General features: G+C 37.4%; 23 protein-coding genes and 1 riboswitch. Of the genes, 11 read left to right on the forward strand and 12 right to left on the reverse strand.

Annotated elements, in window-relative coordinates:
- Nucleotides 1-52 precede the first annotated feature (52 nt).
- A riboswitch (SAM riboswitch) is annotated at nt 53-170 on the reverse strand.
- Nucleotides 171-544: 374 nt separating this feature from the next.
- The gene (gene pckA / locus MMB68_RS05585) at nt 545-2,134 is read left to right on the forward strand and encodes a phosphoenolpyruvate carboxykinase (ATP) (protein ID WP_221812661.1); all 1,590 of its coding nucleotides are present in this window, start codon (nt 545-547) and stop codon (nt 2,132-2,134) included.
- Between the two features lie 34 nt (nt 2,135-2,168).
- Here pckA and MMB68_RS05590 read toward each other — a convergent pair whose 3' ends face one another.
- Nucleotides 2,169-2,411 (reverse strand): DUF2584 domain-containing protein, encoded by a 243-nt coding sequence (locus MMB68_RS05590; protein ID WP_013085261.1) that lies wholly within the window; start codon nt 2,409-2,411, stop codon nt 2,169-2,171.
- 54 nt (nt 2,412-2,465) lie between these two features.
- Nucleotides 2,466-3,248 (reverse strand): alpha/beta hydrolase family protein, encoded by a 783-nt coding sequence (locus tag MMB68_RS05595; RefSeq protein ID WP_221784720.1) that lies wholly within the window; start codon nt 3,246-3,248, stop codon nt 2,466-2,468.
- A gap of 172 nt (nt 3,249-3,420) precedes the next feature.
- Between MMB68_RS05595 and MMB68_RS05600 the strand changes: the two genes are divergently transcribed.
- The 3 genes from MMB68_RS05600 to MMB68_RS05610 are packed head-to-tail and all read left to right on the forward strand — an operon-like array spanning nt 3,421 to nt 5,984.
- The gene (locus MMB68_RS05600; protein WP_221784721.1) at nt 3,421-4,419 is read left to right on the forward strand and encodes an ABC transporter substrate-binding protein; all 999 of its coding nucleotides are present in this window, start codon (nt 3,421-3,423) and stop codon (nt 4,417-4,419) included.
- Nucleotide 4,420: 1 nt separating this feature from the next.
- Nucleotides 4,421-5,191: an ABC transporter ATP-binding protein gene (locus MMB68_RS05605; protein WP_025750714.1), complete on the forward strand. Its 771-nt coding sequence runs from the start codon at nt 4,421-4,423 to the stop codon at nt 5,189-5,191.
- Nucleotides 5,178-5,984, forward strand: coding sequence for an ABC transporter permease (locus MMB68_RS05610; RefSeq protein WP_192995517.1), 807 nt, complete (start codon nt 5,178-5,180; stop codon nt 5,982-5,984). The genes MMB68_RS05605 and MMB68_RS05610 overlap by 14 nt, the downstream gene beginning before the upstream one ends.
- A 46-nt stretch (nt 5,985-6,030) precedes the next feature.
- Here the strand turns inward: MMB68_RS05610 and ytkD are convergent, their stop codons facing one another.
- The 5 genes from ytkD to MMB68_RS05635 form a co-directional block, all read right to left on the reverse strand.
- Nucleotides 6,031-6,501 carry an RNA deprotection pyrophosphohydrolase gene (ytkD, locus tag MMB68_RS05615; protein ID WP_221784753.1) on the reverse strand — a complete coding sequence of 157 codons (471 nt, stop codon included), beginning with the start codon at nt 6,499-6,501 and terminating at the stop codon, nt 6,031-6,033.
- 104 nt (nt 6,502-6,605) lie between these two features.
- On the reverse strand, nt 6,606-6,926 hold the full coding sequence (locus tag MMB68_RS05620) for a hypothetical protein (protein ID WP_028410467.1): 321 nt from the start codon (nt 6,924-6,926) through the stop codon (nt 6,606-6,608).
- Between the two features lie 74 nt (nt 6,927-7,000).
- The gene (locus tag MMB68_RS05625) at nt 7,001-7,426 is read right to left on the reverse strand and encodes a phage holin family protein (protein WP_014457957.1); all 426 of its coding nucleotides are present in this window, start codon (nt 7,424-7,426) and stop codon (nt 7,001-7,003) included.
- Nucleotides 7,427-7,507: 81 nt separating this feature from the next.
- Nucleotides 7,508-7,948, reverse strand: a complete 441-nt coding sequence (locus MMB68_RS05630) for a Dps family protein (protein WP_013059546.1) — start codon at nt 7,946-7,948, stop codon at nt 7,508-7,510.
- A 163-nt stretch (nt 7,949-8,111) separates the two neighbouring features.
- Nucleotides 8,112-8,585, reverse strand: a complete 474-nt coding sequence (locus MMB68_RS05635) for an S-ribosylhomocysteine lyase (RefSeq protein WP_013059547.1) — start codon at nt 8,583-8,585, stop codon at nt 8,112-8,114.
- A gap of 150 nt (nt 8,586-8,735) precedes the next feature.
- Between MMB68_RS05635 and yidD the strand changes: the two genes are divergently transcribed.
- On the forward strand, nt 8,736-8,963 hold the full coding sequence (gene yidD, locus MMB68_RS05640; protein WP_013059548.1) for a membrane protein insertion efficiency factor YidD: 228 nt from the start codon (nt 8,736-8,738) through the stop codon (nt 8,961-8,963).
- Between the two features lie 3 nt (nt 8,964-8,966).
- Here the strand turns inward: yidD and MMB68_RS05645 are convergent, their stop codons facing one another.
- Nucleotides 8,967-9,539 (reverse strand): beta-class carbonic anhydrase, encoded by a 573-nt coding sequence (locus MMB68_RS05645; RefSeq protein WP_221784723.1) that lies wholly within the window; start codon nt 9,537-9,539, stop codon nt 8,967-8,969.
- Nucleotides 9,540-9,658: 119 nt separating this feature from the next.
- Here MMB68_RS05645 and MMB68_RS05650 point away from each other — a divergent pair, with 119 nt between their 5' ends.
- The gene (locus tag MMB68_RS05650) at nt 9,659-10,846 is read left to right on the forward strand and encodes a GTP-binding protein (RefSeq protein ID WP_221784724.1); all 1,188 of its coding nucleotides are present in this window, start codon (nt 9,659-9,661) and stop codon (nt 10,844-10,846) included.
- Nucleotides 10,847-10,929: 83 nt separating this feature from the next.
- Nucleotides 10,930-11,889: a metal ABC transporter substrate-binding protein gene (locus MMB68_RS05655; RefSeq protein WP_221779468.1), complete on the forward strand. Its 960-nt coding sequence runs from the start codon at nt 10,930-10,932 to the stop codon at nt 11,887-11,889.
- A gap of 29 nt (nt 11,890-11,918) precedes the next feature.
- On the opposite strand, the gene MMB68_RS05660 is transcribed toward MMB68_RS05655, so the two are convergent.
- Nucleotides 11,919-12,164, reverse strand: a complete 246-nt coding sequence (locus tag MMB68_RS05660; RefSeq protein ID WP_221784725.1) for a type B 50S ribosomal protein L31 — start codon at nt 12,162-12,164, stop codon at nt 11,919-11,921.
- Nucleotides 12,165-12,316: 152 nt separating this feature from the next.
- Here MMB68_RS05660 and MMB68_RS05665 point away from each other — a divergent pair, with 152 nt between their 5' ends.
- Nucleotides 12,317-13,651 carry a cytochrome ubiquinol oxidase subunit I gene (locus MMB68_RS05665; protein ID WP_221784726.1) on the forward strand — a complete coding sequence of 445 codons (1,335 nt, stop codon included), beginning with the start codon at nt 12,317-12,319 and terminating at the stop codon, nt 13,649-13,651.
- A gap of 15 nt (nt 13,652-13,666) precedes the next feature.
- Nucleotides 13,667-14,704, forward strand: coding sequence for a cytochrome d ubiquinol oxidase subunit II (locus MMB68_RS05670; RefSeq protein ID WP_217026759.1), 1,038 nt, complete (start codon nt 13,667-13,669; stop codon nt 14,702-14,704).
- Nucleotides 14,705-14,733: 29 nt separating this feature from the next.
- On the opposite strand, the gene MMB68_RS05675 is transcribed toward MMB68_RS05670, so the two are convergent.
- From MMB68_RS05675 to MMB68_RS05685, 3 genes are read right to left on the reverse strand one after another with little or no spacing between them, the layout of a single operon-like run.
- On the reverse strand, nt 14,734-15,192 hold the full coding sequence (locus MMB68_RS05675; RefSeq protein ID WP_221784727.1) for a flavodoxin: 459 nt from the start codon (nt 15,190-15,192) through the stop codon (nt 14,734-14,736).
- A 15-nt stretch (nt 15,193-15,207) separates the two neighbouring features.
- Nucleotides 15,208-15,963 (reverse strand): hypothetical protein, encoded by a 756-nt coding sequence (locus MMB68_RS05680; protein ID WP_260506762.1) that lies wholly within the window; start codon nt 15,961-15,963, stop codon nt 15,208-15,210.
- Between the two features lie 54 nt (nt 15,964-16,017).
- Nucleotides 16,018-16,299 (reverse strand): DUF2325 domain-containing protein, encoded by a 282-nt coding sequence (locus tag MMB68_RS05685; RefSeq protein ID WP_013059557.1) that lies wholly within the window; start codon nt 16,297-16,299, stop codon nt 16,018-16,020.
- 207 nt (nt 16,300-16,506) lie between these two features.
- Here MMB68_RS05685 and MMB68_RS05690 point away from each other — a divergent pair, with 207 nt between their 5' ends.
- Together MMB68_RS05690 and MMB68_RS05695 are read left to right on the forward strand one after the other, a co-directional pair.
- Nucleotides 16,507-16,665, forward strand: a complete 159-nt coding sequence (locus tag MMB68_RS05690; protein WP_013059558.1) for a DUF1540 domain-containing protein — start codon at nt 16,507-16,509, stop codon at nt 16,663-16,665.
- 66 nt (nt 16,666-16,731) lie between these two features.
- Nucleotides 16,732-16,935, forward strand: a complete 204-nt coding sequence (locus tag MMB68_RS05695; protein ID WP_013059559.1) for a hypothetical protein — start codon at nt 16,732-16,734, stop codon at nt 16,933-16,935.
- Nucleotides 16,936-16,963 lie beyond the last annotated feature (28 nt).

The following is a 16,963-nucleotide window of genomic DNA, read 5'->3' on the forward strand; positions in this document are numbered from 1 at the left end:
AAAACCTTTCCTTGTATCGAGGAAAGGTATCAAATTCTACATAAGCCTTTCACTCTTATCGATCAAGGTTGTGCCCTTGCATCAGGTTAGCACCTTATCGTCTACACAAAAAAATGACGATGGTTGCTGGGTTTCATAGGGCCTGTCCCTCCACCAGCTCGGGATAAGAGAGTATCCGTTCAAGGACATATAATACATGAAAAAGCGCTTCACTGTCAACAACATTCAAATGGAAATCATCTCTTTATGTTTGAATCGGTTTTAATGTAACATACTCAAATTCTGAAATAGTACATCTTATTAAGAATTATTACTAAGTTTGGTTAATAAGACAGATCAAAATGAGGCTTTCACTTAAAATAGCTTCACTTTTTTCGCTTCTAGCACATATACATGTGTCTAAAATAGGTATAACGTACATTTTTTTATAATACACAAACATTTTTAGTTAAATAGTATAGAATAATTAAATAAATGTGTTATACTAATTATAAATTTCAAACATTAATGAATAAATAATAGCTAAAAAAGGAAGGTAGTGCACATGAGTACTGTTGATATGTCTATCGAATTAAATGGTTTGCTTCAATTAAAAACAACAAAACACCAATTATCTGTTCCACAACTTGTTGAAAAAATTCTAGCTCGACGCGAAGGAACGCTGACTTCTACAGGTGCTGTGTCAGTCGAAACTGGGAAATATACAGGTCGCTCTCCTTTAGATAAATTTATTGTAAGCGATGCTGTGTCTTCAAAAACGGTTGAATGGGGACCTGTCAATCAGCCAATTTCTGCTCAGCGATTCGATGCGCTATACAAAAAAGTCTTAACCCACTTAAAGAAGCAGGATGAACTTTTTGTTTTTAATGGATATGCTGGAGCTGATAAAAAGTATCAGTTACCAATTCAAGTAGTTAATGAATTTGCATGGCACAACCTATTCGCTCAGCAGTTATTCATTCGCCCTTCAGCCGAACAAAAAACAAATGATGATGTGAAGCCGTTTACAATTGTAGCAGCTCCAACGTTCAAAGCTGATCCTGAAACAGACGGGACAAATTCTGAAACCTTCATTATTCTTTCGTTAGAGCGACGTATTGTGCTAATTGGAGGAACTGAATACGCTGGTGAAATGAAAAAATCTATTTTCTCAGTGATGAACTTCTTGCTTCCTCAAAACAATATTCTATCCATGCACTGTTCTGCTAACGTAGGAGAAGAAGGTGACGTTGCATTATTCTTTGGTTTATCTGGAACGGGTAAAACAACGCTTTCTGCTGATGCAAACCGTCGTTTAATCGGAGATGACGAGCACGGTTGGTCAAGCTCTGGTGTATTTAATATTGAAGGAGGATGCTACGCGAAGTGCATTCAGCTTTCCGAAGAAAAAGAACCGCAAATTTTCAATGCAATTCGCTTCGGCGCCGTACTGGAAAATGTAGTGTTAAATCAAAATACGAAAGTAGCAGATTACAATGATAATAGTTTAACAGAGAATACTCGTGCCGCTTATTCAATTGACTCTATTGATAATACGGTATTGCCAAGCGTTGCTGGGCACCCTACAGCTATTGTCTTTTTAACTGCTGATGCCTTCGGCGTCTTGCCTCCAATCAGCAAGCTTACAAAAGAACAAGCGATGTACCATTTTCTGAGCGGATACACTAGTAAGTTAGCTGGAACAGAGCGCGGCGTAACATCGCCACAGGCTACTTTCTCTACATGCTTTGGTGAGCCTTTCTTACCTCTTGCTCCAACAACTTATGCAGAAATGCTAGGAAAGAAAATCGATGAACATAATGTAAATGTCTACCTTGTAAATACTGGATGGACCGGCGGTGAATACGGCGTGGGCGAACGAATGAAGTTAAGTTACACTCGATCTATGGTTCAAGCAGCCCTTGAAGGAGAACTAGCTAATACCGAAACAGTAACAGATGCTATTTTTGGTTTATCGATTCCAACTCATGTTCCGGGAGTTCCTGATGAAGTGCTTCAGCCTTCTAAAGCATGGAACGATGCAACAGCTTATAATCAAAAAGCAACTGAGCTTGCTGCTAAATTCAAAGCTAATTTCAAGCGTTTTAATGATGTAGCATCTGATATTTCAACATTAGGCGGACCTAGAGTCTAATAAAAAACCGATCGTCTTAGAGACGATCGGTTTTTTAATTAGTCGAGTGTAATTTTGTCAGTTCATATGTGACAATGGTTTTTTCCTGTTCCATTTCTACCTTACGCACAACAGCAGTTCCAATACATTCTCCAGTTTTCGTTTTGTGAATGTTTAATGGAATATCTAACGGATACAAGCGATATCCTTTTTTCTCAATTTGAAAAATGTTATCCGTTACACGCTTTTCGTTGCCTTTTGTCACAATCATTGTATTTAATTCTAGCGGCATCCCCATTTTTTCTCACTCCTCACTGTTATTCTACTTGTTTTCTCTATCGTAGCATATCTTTTATTGCGCTTTCATCCACTTCGTTAACTTCTTCACCGTTTCTCGGTTTTCTTTTGGTGGAAAAGCATGTGGAAAGTTTTCGAAGTACCAGCTGGTAACTTTTTTATTGGACTTCTTTAGTTTAGATTCGAGCTGATAGGAATGATCAATCGACACGTTTTTATCTTCTAAACCATGAATAAGCAAGACCGGCGGCTCGACGAGATGAGCACGGTGCAAAGGTGTCCTCCATTCGTATCTTTCAGGATATTTAGAAGGCGTTCCTCCAATCACCCGCTTCATCATTCTTCTTAAATCTTCTCTTTCTTCATATGTCAGCACCATATCCGTGACGCCTCCCCATAACACAAGAGAGCGGCTGTCGTTTTTTTCAATGGCTGTGAGTAAAGCCATCACTCCCCCTCTTGAAAACCCAAAAATATGAATGCGGTCACGGTTGACGTTAGGGAGCTGTTTCAATAAATCGTAAGCAGCAAAAGCATCGTAACGATCATCTCCTGCAAAATCTTCGTTTCCTTCGCCTCCTTGATTTCCCCTATAGAACGGAGCCATCACAATAAAACCTTGAGAAGCAAATTGAATGAGTCGAGCAGGACGAACCGTTCCTACGTTCTTAATACCTCCTCTCAAGTATAAAAAGCCGTCATACATTCCTTTTTCTTTTGGCTCTGCGAGCATTCCTTTAATCTTAAGCCCTTGACATGCATATGTAATCACCCACAGCGCCACGCGAGGGTTTGATGATGGGAAACGCTGTTTATGAAGAATTGTTCCATCTTTCATTTTTTTCCTCCATTCTTTATACGACTGGTATACTTTTTCCCGCCACGGTGGACTTTCAATCGTTGGCTAATACTTCTTTGATTTTCCACATGGTTATGTAGGCACTCACCTTCTTCTACTTTCTTACATACATTATCATAAAATATTTTATTCTTTTAAGGAGGTTTGCTTTATGAAACCAATCAAATGGCTTTTTTCTTTGCTTGCTATTATGATTTTACTCATCCCACTAATTAGCTGCAGCAAAACAACATCTGTACAGACGGTGCGCGTTGGTGAAGTAACTCGCTCTATCTTTTATGCTCCCCAGTACGTCGCTATTTCAAAAGGCTTTTTTGAAGAAGAAGGACTAAAGGTAGATTTAAAAACAACGTGGGGCGGAGATAAGACAATGACGTCACTTTTATCTGACGGCATCGACGTCGCCTTAGTCGGCTCTGAAACTTCGATCTACGTATATGCACAGGGCTCTAGTGATCCCGTCATCAACTTTGCGCAGCTAACCCAAACAGACGGAACATTTCTAGTAGCGCGTAAAAAAGTCGATCAATTCTCATGGGATCAGCTTAAAGGCAAAACGTTTCTTGGTCAACGTAAAGGCGGCATGCCGCAAATGGTAGGGGAATATGTGTTGAAACAGCATAATATTGATCCTAAAAAAGATGTAAAACTCGTTCAAAACATTGATTTTGCTAACGTTGCGAATGCTTTTGCTTCTGGTACTGGAGATTACGTTCAATTATTTGAGCCAACGGCTAGTATTTTAGAGAAACAAGGAAAAGGACATATCGTTGCTTCCTTCGGAAAAGAATCAGGAACAGTTCCTTATACAACATTTATGGCCAAAGAAAGCTATTTAAAAGATAACCCTGAAGCAGCAGCTAAATTTACTCGAGCTATTTACAAAGCACAAAAATGGGTGAATACACATAGCACAGATGAAATTGCTGAAGTGGTTGCACCGTATTTTGAAGATACACCTAAAGACACGCTAAAAACCGTAATTGACCGCTATAAATCCCAAAAATCTTTTGCAACCAACCCTTTATTAGATCAAAAAGAGTGGGATCATTTACAAAAAATAATGGATGAATCTGGAGAACTTCCAAGACACATCGATCACAACAAGCTAGTCAACACAAAATTCGCAAAAGATGCAATGAGTGAGTAATATGACAAAACTTCACATTCAAGATGTTCAGCATATGTATCTTACGACAAAGTCTGCTACCACTGCACTTGAACATATTAATTTGTCTATTGAAGAAGGAGAATTTGTTTCCTTTCTCGGCCCAAGCGGATGTGGAAAAACGACGCTTCTATCGATTATTGCAGGCTTGATTGAACCAACGTCCGGCTCTGTCACAATAGACGGTGAAAATATCGGAACATCAGTCCCAAACATCGGTTATATGCTTCAACAAGATTATTTGTTTCCGTGGAAAACCATTAAAGAAAATATTTTACTTGGTCTTGAAATTCGCGGACAGCTAACAGATAAAACAGAGAGTAAAGCACTGTTACTCCTAAAAGAAATTGGTCTACAAGGCGTAGATGACCTATATCCACACCAGTTATCCGGAGGCATGAGACAACGCGTCGCTTTAGTCCGAACACTTGCCATTGACCCCGCTATTTTACTCTTGGATGAACCTTTTTCAGCACTTGATTTTCAAACAAAACTCAAGCTTGAAGAACTTGTCTCCAAAACGCTGATGACTTATCAAAAAACGGCTGTTTTGGTCACGCACGATATCGGCGAAGCCATTGCTATGAGCAGCCGAATCTTTTTATTCTCAGCCAAGCCGGGAAAAATCGCAAAAACATTCACGGTTCCTTCTATTTTACGAACCCTTTCTCCGTTTGAAGCACGACAGCATCCTGTCTATAACGATTTATTTATGGACATATGGAAGGAGCTTGATCAACTTGAAACCCACTAGCTCCCTAGATACTCTTCACGAAAGCTACCTTCGCAAGGTTCGGGGCGAAAAACGATTAGTACTGAGCGTGCAGCTGGTCATGTTCTTAGCCTTTTTTAGCTTCTGGGAACTGGCTTCTCGTTTAAAGTGGATTGACCCTTTAATTTTCAGTTCTCCTACTAAAGTATGGCATTTATTTCTAATTAAACTTGCCGACGGCTCGCTTGCAGAACATATTGGTTTTACATTATTTGAAACGGTTCTTGGCTTCATTCTAGGCACATTACTAGGTATTTTACTTGCAACGGCCCTTTGGTATTCAACTAGGCTTGCACATATATTAGATCCTTACCTCGTTATCTTAAACGCCATGCCTAAAGTAGCGCTGGGCCCTATTTTAATTGTAGCAATCGGGCCAGGATTTTTCTCAATTTTAACGATGGGAGCGATTATATCCGTTATCATTACATCCATCGTCGTTTACACAGCCTTTAAAGAAGTTGATCCAAACTATATTAAATTACTAAAAAGCTTCGGGGCAACGAAAACCCGCTGTTTTAAAGAAGCTATTCTTCCAGCTTCCATGCCTGCCATTATTTCCACATTTAAAGTAAATGTCGGCTTATCTTGGGTAGGCGTCATCGTAGGAGAATTTTTAGTTTCTTCGAAAGGGCTTGGATATATGATTATTTATGGTTTCCAAGTCTTCAACTTTACTCTTGTTCTTCTCAGCTTATTATTAATTGCCATTTTCGCTACGATTATGTACCAAGGCGTTGCTTATTTAGAAAAGAAATTGATCCGACGCTCATAAAAAATCCCCCCGTACAAACGGGGGGATTTTTATTGATACGATGCTTTTACAAAAATGTTCTCTTTACATATTTCATTACATATTGTAAAACATTATCTTTCATGATGAAGCTGTATGCATCATCTTTTTGAATGCCCGAAGGTAGTTCATCAATCATTACGGGACCATCTGTTTCCATGTAGTCTTCTTTTTTAATTACATTTCCAATAGTAGCAAAATAAATATTTTTAATAATGGTCTTTCCTTTACTTACTACTTTGTACTGACCAATATAAGTCAAAGAAGAGACTTCTCCGCCTGTTTCTTCAAATACTTCTCGAACCGCTGCTTCTTCTGGTACTTCATTGCCTTCTAGCTTTCCTCCGGGAAATTCTAAACCTCGTTTTGAGTGATTAGTTAGCAACCATTGATTTTCATACCTGCATACGACCCAAACATGACGTGGAGTTTTCGAGAATGGATTTTTTTCAAATGATAAAAATACTTGATTATGATATGCATCCTTAAATGTGTACATGGTCGACTCAAACTCCATTTGATTTTTCCCTTATTTTATCATACATTACGGACATACCTGATAAGAAAAGTATGCTCGTACTTTTTTTATTTGCTTTTTACCCCTTATTCCATTCTATCTGAAGATAAAATATTCATCTGTTTGATATGTGATTTTGTTTCATCGTCTCCCAGCTTATAAAGCATGGCATATATGTCAACTGTTGTTTTATCGTACATATCATTTTGAGAATCATGATGATACTCCAGATACGGAATATGTGATCGCCAAAAGCTTGACCAATCGCTTGAAGCGCGCTGATCTAAATAGGTTCTCAGCTGCTCCACTTCTTCATCTGTTGCTTCAATCGCATAATTCCAATCTGAAGCAGTATTTGACTGATTGATTTCCCCTGAACTCAGAGATACATAATATTTTTTTGTCATGAAAGATATTCAGCTCCTTCTTTCTAGTGCCAACTTATCTTTCTTATTTGTATCTTATTCTTTTTTTATACACTCTAAGATTTAAAGCGGTCTTTTAAAATCGCTATTGCTTTTTTTAACGGCTCTGGAATCGGAACCCCTACAATTCTTGCGTTTTCTGTAATTGAAATCATTTCGTTTAAAATATAGAACAAAATAGCTCCATCTCGAATAATATGACCGTTTTCCCAAAATACAGAATCGATAAAGTTCGCTACAGCAATCATGGCAAAAATAAAAATCTTTTTGGCAATTCCTTTAAAACCTACTTTGCTAGATAAACGTTTATTTATAAAAGCTGCAATCGTGCCTGTCAAGTAATCCATTGCCACTAATGCTACTAAAGCCATTAGTAAATAGTCCCACTCTCCAAATAAAAAAAAAGCCAGTGAACCTAAACTTGAAATTATCAAGACAGAAAGCTTCTGCATATCCACTTTTTTCACCCTTTCAGCAGTCATATCCCTACAGTATATGCCGGTGAAAGAAAAGTGTTCGTCCATCTTATCATAAAAAAACCTGCGATTACTCGCAGGTTTTAATTATTTTCCTAGGAATGATTTTAACATCCACGTATGCTTTTCTAAGCTTTGATGAATGGCTAGCAGCATGTCTCCTGTTGTTTCATCGCCCGCTTCACCGGCTGCGTCCATTCCTTCTTTTAATTCAGCAGTTAGCGTATCAAAATCGCTTACTAAAGAAGCAACCATGTCTTTAGCCGTTTCGCTTCCATCAGCTTCTTTAATAGAAGAAAGTTCTAACGATTCTTTCATTGTTGCCACAGGTTTTCCTTCTAATGCTAAAAGGCGTTCTGCAAGGTCATCAATAATGGTAGCTGTTTCCGTATACAGCTCTTCAAACTTTTCGTGAAGAGTGAAGAATTGTTCACCTTTTACGTACCAGTGAAAGTTATGAAGTTTTATGTACATTACACTAAAATTCGCTACTTGTTTATTAACGATTTCATTTACGTTTGCTGCCATGTTTTTCGCTCCTTTGTGAACTCTTTGTATAATATAGTTGTACCCTTTTTTAGTTGATTAAAACATTTTTTTCATAAAAAGAGACATTTCCCTTTCTTTAGACTCAGAGAAACTTCTTCATCTTTTTTCAAATAAAATAAGCAGCCCAGCGGACTGCTTATTTTTAGCCAAATACTTTTTCTAAATCTTCTTTGTCCTGTTCTAGCCAGAACTTCATCAAGCGTTTTGCTCCTTCTAAATCGTGAAGTTTCGCTTGACCGCACTGCTTTTCGTTTGCTGCTGGAATTTCAGTAATGTTAATTGCATCTTTTAACGTATCGTCTAACAAGTCAATAATTTCACGCACAGTTGGCTCGCCGCTCACTACTAAGTAGTACCCAGTTTGACATCCCATAGGCGAAATATCAATAATATCAAAGTGATCATATTTTTCTACATGAGTACGAATGTTAAAAGCTAATAAATGCTCTAATGTATGAATAACGTCGGGCTTCATTGCTTGTTTGTTTGGCTGGCAAAAACGAATATCAAATTTATTTACAACGCCGTCGCTTCCCACTTTGTGAACACCGCAGTGTCTTACGTAAGGTGCTTTAACCGCATTATGATCTAGCTCAAAACTTTCTACTGATGGCATAATACCACTCCTTTTTTCTTCTTTCACCTATCATAACATGCAATTCCGATATATTTCATCCATTTAATAACCTTTATTTCTTTTAGTTGCTTTTTATTCCTTCTATCCCTTATAGTATGAGCAAACACGAAAGAAAGAACGTGATAATAAATGATTGCAAAGCTTTTGCTTTTACTTATAAAAGGATATCAAAAAGGAATTTCACCTTTTCTTCCGGCAAGGTGCCGGTTTTACCCTACTTGCTCCCAGTACGGAGTTGAATCCATTAAACGCTTCGGTGCCGTAAAGGGATCTTATTTGACTGTAAAACGCATTTTAAAATGCCACCCGTTCCATCCGGGTGGCATCGATGAAGTACCTGAGAAAAAATCACACTAAGCTTTAGTTGTTTTCGATTGCTTCATACCCATTTACAACAACATCTAGCTTTCCTGTATTTGGATCAATAACTAGTCCATGTACAGGAGTATCTTTTGAAAATAGAGGATGATTACGGATTGTCTCTACACTATGCTGAACAGTCTCTTCTACTGAATCAAAACCCGTTAACCATTGTTTCAAGTCCATAGAATATTCAATGGTATTAATCACTTCATCTGAGATGCCTTTTGCTCTTACTTTCTCTAAAAAAGGTTCCGCCTGAAGTTTACCTGCTCCGCAGTCATGGTGACCAATTACACATACCTCATCTGCTTGAAGCTCGTACACAGCTACTAAAATGCTTCGCATAATACTTCCAAATGGATGTGAAACAAGCGCTCCTGCGTTTTTAACAATTTTCACGTCTCCGTTACGCAGATTTAAAGCGTGTGGAAGTAATTCTACCAATCTTGTGTCCATACACGATAAAATAACCATTTTTTTATTAGGGAATTTGCTTGTTTCGTAAAGTTCATACTTCTTTTCTTCTACAAATTTTTGGTTGAATTCTAAAACATCTTGTAATAAGCTCATCTGCTGTCTTCTCCTTCATAAAAAAAATTCTTTCTTGTATTATAATACTTTTTCCTATAAGATGAAAAGTGTTAAATCGTAATCATTATTATTTACAAACAAGAAAGTAGGTTATAACAGTGAAAAAAATTCCCGTTACCGTTTTAAGCGGATACCTTGGTTCAGGTAAAACAACTCTTTTGAACCATATTTTAAAAAATAAAGAAGGTTTAAAGGTCGCGGTCATTGTCAATGACATGAGCGAAGTAAATATTGATGCAGACTTAGTTAAACAAGGCGGATTTTCTCGAACAGAAGAAAAACTTGTTGAAATGCAAAATGGCTGTATTTGCTGTACGCTTCGAGATGATTTAATGAAAGAGGTAGAACGCCTCGCTGACAATGATGATATTGATTATATTGTCATTGAATCTTCCGGAATCAGCGAACCTATCCCTGTTGCTCAAACATTTACTTATATTGATGAAGACCTTGCCATCGATTTAACTCAGAAGTGTTCATTAGATACGATGGTCACTGTAGTAGATGCTAATCGCTTTTGGGAAGATTTTTCATCCGGCGAAAGCTTATTAGACCGCAAAGAAGGAACGGATGAAAACGATAAAAGAGAAGTGGTTGATTTATTAATCGATCAAATTGAATTTGCAAACGTCATTTTATTAAACAAAGTTGATTTGTTAACAAAAGATGATGCAGATGAGCTACAGGCTGTTCTTCACAAATTAAACTCAGAGGCCACTGTTATCCAAACAATTAATAGTGAGGTAAAACTTGAATCCATACTTCATACCGACTTATTCGACTTTGAAAAAGCTAGTCAAGGAGCCGGGTGGATTAAAGAATTAAATGAAGAACACCATACGCCTGAAACAGAAGAGTTCGGTATTTCTTCTTTTGTATATAGAAGGAATCGTCCCCTTCATCCTGAACGTTTTATGAAATGGTTAGAGAATTGGCCGGTTGATATTGTACGTGCAAAAGGATTTTTCTGGCTTGCTTCACGTAATAATATGGCAGGACTTCTTTCTCAAGCGGGTACGTCCATTATGATTCAAGGCGCGGGTGAATGGGTAGCAACTTACGCACCGGAAGAAAGGGAACAAACCTTAAAGGAAGAACCTGAATTACGAGCGAAATGGGATGAACAATTTGGAGACCGTATTAACGAGCTTGTATTCATTGGTATTGATATGAACAAAGCTGAAATAATTGAAACTTTAGACCACTGCCTGCTGACAAATGAGGAAATGAATCAAGATTGGGCTACTCTCAAAGATCCCCTTCCTAAGTTTACAGTAAGCGCGTAAATTTTTAGTTTTCAAATCGTAATAATTACGATATAATAACATAGGTCATAAATGGTTACGATACGAACGGAAGGAGCAACATAATGAAATTCAAACCACTTTTAATGGTGCTTGCATTAGGAATTGGAACAGCTCTTGCAGGATGCAGTTCAAGCAGTGCAAATAACGCATCTGATAATAAAAATAAAAAATTAGAAGTTTACACAACAATTTACCCTTTACAGGACTTCACTGAAAAAATCGGTGGAAAATATGTAGAAGCTAAAAGCATTTTACCAACCGGTGTAGATGCTCACTCATTTGAACCTACCACAAAAACAATGGTCAAAATCGCAAACGCGGACGCATTCGTTTACTCAGGAATTGGGCTTGAAGGCTTTGCAGATAAAGCACAGTCTACGCTAAAGAATGAAGATGTCGCTTTAGTAGAAGCTGCAAAAGGAATTGAACTAGCAAAGAGTTCTGAAGATGAGCATGCCCACGAAGACGAACATGCACATGAAGAAGAGCATAACCACGGAGATACAGACCCTCACGTTTGGCTTGATCCTGTTTTAGCTATTCAATTAGCAGAAAATATTAAGAATGAACTTATTGAATTAAAACCAGATAAAAAAGCAGAGTTTGAAAAGAACTTCCAAGCGTTAAAGACTCAGCTTGAAGATGTAGACCAAGAGCTAAAAACAACGATTGGCGACGCACCTCATAAAGAAATTTTAGTATCACATGCAGCCTATGGCTACTGGGAAAAACGATACGGCTTAAAGCAAATTAGCGTAGCTGGTTTATCTCCTACAAATGAGCCGTCTCAAAAACAATTAGAAAACATCGTAAAACAAGCAAAAAAAGACCATATCAAATACTTTATCTTTGACCAAAATTTAAAGCCTAAAGTGTCTACGCTTGTAAAAAATGAAGTGGGAGCTCAAGCTTTAACCCTTCATAACTTAGAGTCATTAACGAAAAACGATGTTAAAAATAAAGAAGATTATTTCTCCATTATGCAACACAACATTGATACGCTGAAAAAAGCATTATATTAATAAAAAAACTAGCCTCCCGGCTAGTTTTTTTATTGTAATTTATATTTTTGCTTAAAGCGTTCTACACGGCCGCCTTTATCAGCAAATTTTTGTTTTCCTGTATAAAATGGATGTGTATCCGAACTGATTTCAACTTTTAAAAACGGATATGTGTTGCCATCTTCCCATTGAACGGTCTCATTTGATTGTTTTGTAGATCCTGATAAAAATGATGTTCCGCTATTTGTATCCATAAATACAACTTTACGATAGTCTGGATGAATATTTGTTTTCATTAAATATCTCTCCTTTAAATCAATATATACTTATTATAATCGTAATGATTACTATTTTCAAGATATATGTTTTACCAATTCTGATGCATAAAGCGTGGTAAAAAGTGGACAATAAGGTTTATCAATACTTTACTGGAAAGGTTGAAAAATGAATGGATCATTTAGTTACTGCACGTTCAATGTTTGGTCTGAACATGGGAGTACATATCATCTTTGCCACTCTTGGCGTCGGCATTCCTCTCATGATTTTATTGGCTGAAATTCTTTACTACAAAACAAAAGATAAAGATTATGAACTTATGGCACAGCGCTGGACAAAAGGAGCTGCTGTCCTGCTTGGAGTCGCTATTCCTACGGGAACGATTGCTGGTGTACAACTAGCGTTGCTTTGGCCGGGTTTTATGGAAATCGTAGGAAAAGTGATGGCTCTTCCTTTTCAAATTGAAATTTATGCTTTCTTTATTGAGGCTCTTTTTCTCTCTATTTACGTATACGCAGCGGACCGTATTTCTCGAAAAATGAGGATTATCAGTCTAATTTTAGTAGCAATAGGAGCTCTTGCCTCTGCCGTTTTAATTACAAACGTGCACGCATTTGAAGGAACACCTGCTGGCTTTCGAATTTTAAATGGCGAAATTGCAAGCGTAGATCCTTGGGCAGCTTTCTTTAATCCGAGTTTCTTTGTAACGTCCGGTCACGTAGCCGTTTCTGCTTATACAACCGGAGGCTTTGTCATTGCTTCAGTCGCTGCCTTTAAAATGCTTCGTGCGCGAAAACATAATCCAAGAGAATATAAATTTCATCATAAAGCGTTGATGATGGGATTAGTAATTGGCGGGATTTTTTCTTTTGTAACAGCTTTGAATGGACATGAATCGATGCAAAAAGTATACGAATATCAACCCGAAAAACTTGCAGCAGCTGAAGGTCTATTTGAAACGCAAGATCATGCGCCATTAGCTTTAGGCGGATTTACAGATGAAAAAGAACAGCGAGTCAAGTATGGAATTGAGTTTCCGTGGATGCTCAGCTTCTTGTCGGGTAATAGCTTTAATACAGTGATTACTGGACTCAATGACTTCCCTAGGGATTATTGGCCGCCGCTTTTTGTGCACACCTTGTTTAACGGTATGGTCATTATCGGATCGATTTTAATTTTAGTGGCGCTAGTGGGCGTTGTTTGGTACAAGTTTTTAAAGAAGAAAAGCTTCCCGAAAATTTTCATGTGGGCATTTGTCGCAACCGGTCCTCTTGCCATCATGGGCATTGAATTCGGATGGATTTTTGCATGTACAGGAAGACAGCCGTGGGTCATTTACCGCATTATGCGTACATCGGAAGCGGTTACTACTTCTGCTAATTTGCATATTCTATTTTTTTTATTTTTGCTTGTTTATATCGTACTTGTGGCCGCAGTCGCCCTTGTACTGGTGTTTTATTTCAGAAGAAATCCGCTTTCTAAAGAGCTTGCTGCGCAAGCAGATTAAAAAGGATGTGAGAATATGGGTGATTCATTACTAGCAATTACTGTAATATGGGGCTTCATTTTTATCTATGCCGTAATGGGAACGATGGACTTTGGAGCTGGTTTTTGGTCGATGGTATATATTAACCGTACGAAAACAAATGCTACAGATGTAGCAAACAGATATCTATCGCCTACTTGGGAAGTAACCAATGTATTTATCGTTGCGATTGTTGTTGCGCTGTTTAGCTTTTTTCCTCGAGCTACATTTACGCTTGGAACAGTGCTACTAGTACCGGGAAGTATCATTTTACTTCTCTTATCTATTCGAAGCGGATTTTTAGTGTTTTCACACTATGCTAGCAGCTTCAAATATCGGAGAGCGTTGGTTTATGTATCCGGTATATCTGGCGTATTAATTCCTGCTTTTTTAATCGCCGTACTGCCAGTAAGTCAAGGTGGATTTATTGATGTAATTGACGGAACGCAGCGATTAAATTTAGCAAGAGTGTTTTCAAGTCCGCACGTCTATTCATTTATTGGTTTTGCCATTACCTCTTCCCTGTTTCTTTCGTCTCTTTTATTAGCAGATTACTCGAAGTCATCTGACGAAATGGAAGCTTATGCGGTCTATCGGCGCGATGCGCTCATCACAGGACCTCTTTCACTGCTAATGGCTATCTTTATTATGATTACAATGCAATCAGAAGCCAGTTGGTTATATGATAAAATGATGCAGTTTAAGCCTCTTCTTTACGGATCTGTAGGTCTATTTGTAATAGCTGGTATTGCTCTGCTGCTGCCTTCTCAAAAAGGAAAAGGAATGCCTCGTTTAGCCGTGGTATCAATCGTCCTTCAATATTTCTTAGCAAGTTACGTATACGGACGAAGTCATTTACCGTATGTCGTGTATCCAAACGTAACGATTGAGAATGGATTTACACATCCCGATGCGTTCCATTCGTTATTTATTGTGTATATTGTTGGCTTTGCGATTTTATTTCCTGGATTCTTTTATTTCTGGCGTCTATTTATGAAAGATAATAAAGAATACAGCAAAAAGAAGCCATATTAAAAACCCGGTCAGCACTTGACCGGGTTTTCTTATAAAGCAGCAGATTTTGCTACTATTTCAGCAAAATCTTTAGCAAATACCTTACATTTCTCTACATCTTCTCCAAAGGGAGAGAGCTCGATTTTCAAACCGGGAACGGCTATATTTCCGTTGCGTTCCTTTATTTTTTCTTCAATTAAATCAACTGCTCCGCAAAAAACATCATATGATGAATCACCTGAACCAAATACAGCCATCTGCTTTTGACTGAGATCTATATCATCCATTTCATCATAAAGATCTAAAAAATCATCTGGCAGCTCTCCATCTCCCCACGTATAAGCTCCAAAGATAATAGCTTCTGCGGACACAAGATCAGAAGCATCAATGTCATATACTTCTGCTCGTTTCACATGCAATCCATGCTTGACTAATTCTTCTTCGATCAAATCGGCTATCGCTTCTGTGTTACCTGACATACTCGCATAAGCTAATAAGATTTTCTTCATGTAAATAACGCTCCTTTACACCAGCAGTGTTGGCCGCACATCCCCTTCTTCAGAACATTCTCGTTGAAGAGGACAGTTTTCACACTCACTGGATGCATAATTCTTTTGAAAATGTTTTGGTTCCATTAACACACTTTTGACAATATGTAGTTGAAGTATGGCTTTTTGATAATCGTGTGGGGCAATATGATAAGTTGTTGTTTCTCCAGTTAATAATGAATAAAAACGAATTTGTTCAGGAACCTTTTTAAAAGCTTGTTTCGAAAAAACGATTATAAAGTCTTTCATTGCGTTCTTCACTTCTTCATGGTCATCTAGAATGAATTTTGTTAGCGCATAAGACTTCTCTGTCCATGTAGCAAAATCAATTGTTAGAGAAAGGTTGCTTTGAATTTCTTCTACATAAACGCTGTATTTCTCAAACACAAAAAGCGGTAGTTCCACATGTGCTTTCTCTCCTAAAAACCTTAGTAAATAATCGCTTACTTTAGCTAACGCATCGTAATAGTGAATAGGTGATGAAAACATATGTGGCTTTAGGCGCCAATATTTTTCAATAAGCTGTAAAACATAGAGGTTCGAGCGATACTCAACTGGCTTGCTATAGTATGTTTTAATGATTTGATGAACAGTTACTTGAACAAGCTGTTTCCAATCTATAGATGTTTTTTTCAAAAGAAGCTGCTGCTGATAAAATTTGTACGGACATCGAATAAATTGTTCGATGTGGTCGTTAGAAAGTGTCTTTATGTGCACTTTTATCGATTCCACCTATGTCTCACCACCCTAATTGAAATTCATTCTCAATAAAGATTAAAAATTAAATCATGAAATTTGCTCAATCACTTTACGAATAGCACTCCATGAATGTTTGACGAAATAAATCGGTTTTTTTTGTTTTTTTGCTTTCTCTTTAATGACTTTTGCCATATTGTGATTAATAAAATCCGTAATAACTAATACAAACCCAATATGTTCGGGTATTTCTCGCTTCACCATATTGCTTTTACGGCCATCTAAATGAATGACTTCATTAAACCCTTCTCCCGCTAAACGATCTGTAATATGCTTTAACCTGTCTCCTCCTACAACCATAACTGATGACATGTTTGTTCCCTCCCAATTAATTATTCATTTAATGATTTGACAACAACCTGTATTCTTTACTATATACACAGTTTAATTGAGAATGATTCTCTTTGTCAATGTTTAATTGATAAAAATTCTCAATTAAAATGAAAGTCTACCACCTTTCTTATAAGTTAGTTGAATTTTGACCATACTATAGCTATCACATACAAAGGAGGGTTAACGTTGGAACAAAACATTCTTTGTGAAGTAAATAACTGTCACTTTTGGAAAAATGGAAATCACTGCAGCGCAGAAGAAATTTACGTGGTAAGTCATAGCGGAAAACATGCAGCAAGCAGTTATGAAACAGACTGTAAAACGTTCAAGCCAACTGAAGCGTAACCCGCAAAAGGACAGCCTCTGGGTTGTCTTTTTTCTCTCTTCAAGATCATAAAAAAGGAGACTAGTATGAAAACTGAGCAATTGATTCATTTTTTTAAAGAAGAAGCAATAAAAGCAAATGAACAAACCTTTCCAATCTATGTACAATCGTTCACTCATTTATGGACATACAAATGGGGAACACTTGAAAACATTCCAGAAGAAATTGATGACTTAATTACTACACGTGCGTTAGAACTTGGACTTATTCACTTAAAAAAAGCTGACTAATCAATAAGAAAATTAGTCAGCTTTTGTG

This window comes from Priestia sp. Y58 (assembly GCF_029522095.1).
GTDB classification, from domain to species: Bacteria; Bacillota; Bacilli; order Bacillales; family Bacillaceae_H; genus Priestia; species Priestia megaterium_E.